General features: G+C 59.8%; 1 protein-coding gene. It reads right to left on the minus strand.

Annotated features, from left to right (window positions below; all coding sequences use genetic code 11):
- Positions 1 to 135: 135 nt before the first annotated feature.
- Entirely contained in the window at positions 136 to 1,236 is a 1,101-nt protein-coding gene (locus EAV90_RS39150) for an IS4 family transposase (RefSeq protein ID WP_122402675.1), read from the minus strand.
- Between the last annotated feature and the right edge of the window lie 55 nt (positions 1,237 to 1,291).

Consider the following 1,291-nt stretch of genomic DNA (forward strand, 5'->3'; position numbering starts at 1 on the left):
TTCGAGGAGGCTCGCGCAGGTGCCGCCCAAGCGCTCGCTTTCTGCGGCGAAAGCAACGGATGGTTGGTTGTGGAATGATCGCTTGTAGCAAGGATGCAACGAGTTGTTGCAAAACACGCCAAGCGCCAGGTGCCGTCAGGCGGCCTGCGTCCAGCGGGGAGAGTCCTCGAAGTCGCGGGCAAGCGGCTCGAGCAGCAGGATGATCAAGAGGTGTGCCAGCAAGTAGGGCTTGGCGGAGCGCGGATCGGTTCCAGGTGGCGTCTTGAGACCAATCAGACTCTTCAGTCGCTTGAAGCCAAGTTCGATGCGCCATCGCAGTCGATAGAGCGCGAGTACATCCTTGGTGGAGAACTCGTCCCGCGCGAGCGACGTGACCAGAATGACCCAATCCGCGGCTTCCAGAGTTTCTTTGGAGATGACGCGGTTTTCGTCTTGTGCGTCGCGCCGGGCTTTACGGCGCGAAGCCGCGACTGCACCGGCGGGCTTCTTGACTGCGACCAGACGCATAGCCAGAGGCGCACCGTCCTTGCGTTTGATCCAAATCCTCCGATCGATCAGTCCGTGCGCCTTCGCCGCACGCAATTGGGCCATCAGATCGAACGCAAGGCCTTTGGCATCAAGCCAACGTGCGTTCTTCCAGCCCGCTCGGATCAAAACGTCTGCCCCGGCGTCGCGCACAGCGGCGATGCGGTCAGGTTGTAGATAAGCGCGGTCAGCAATGCGGATCTCGTTCTTGACCACCGGTATCCGGTCAAACGTTTCGCCTTCTTGCTGATCTGTCAGCTCGAAGTGACCAAAGCGCTCATATGGCAGATCGAATGCACTATGAACGCGCCAAAGCTCACTGTTCCTGCGCGCAGCCGGTCCTGCCTGAGGCACTGTCGTCGCATCGATAATGCGGATCAGGCGGCCTCGGCTCGCTTTCGGGGCTGCCGCAGCGAGCAAGCCCTCCACCAGCACTGCAAACCAATCGCCACATTGACGCAGGCGATAGAACAACGCCACGCTGCTGAGGTCGGCAAGGCCAACAGAAGCGGCCCACGCGGCTGTCGATCTCAACCCTCTTTCACCCAGACAATAGGCCAGCATCAGCCGAAGTAACGACACCGCATCTGGAATTTGGCGCCGCCGCACGAAAGCCTTCGTCTGGCGCGCACTTATTTCAAGCTGCGCAGCCCCGCCGAGCTGCGTAACCACTCTCGTCCAGTCCTCGTTCAGAAGCGATTCGTCTGCCATCCCGCCTTGGAATCACGTGTGATTCCAACACTCAAGAACAAACTTAACGCCTATG

Source organism: Bradyrhizobium vignae (assembly GCF_004114425.1).
Lineage (GTDB): Bacteria > Pseudomonadota > Alphaproteobacteria > Rhizobiales > Xanthobacteraceae > Bradyrhizobium > Bradyrhizobium vignae.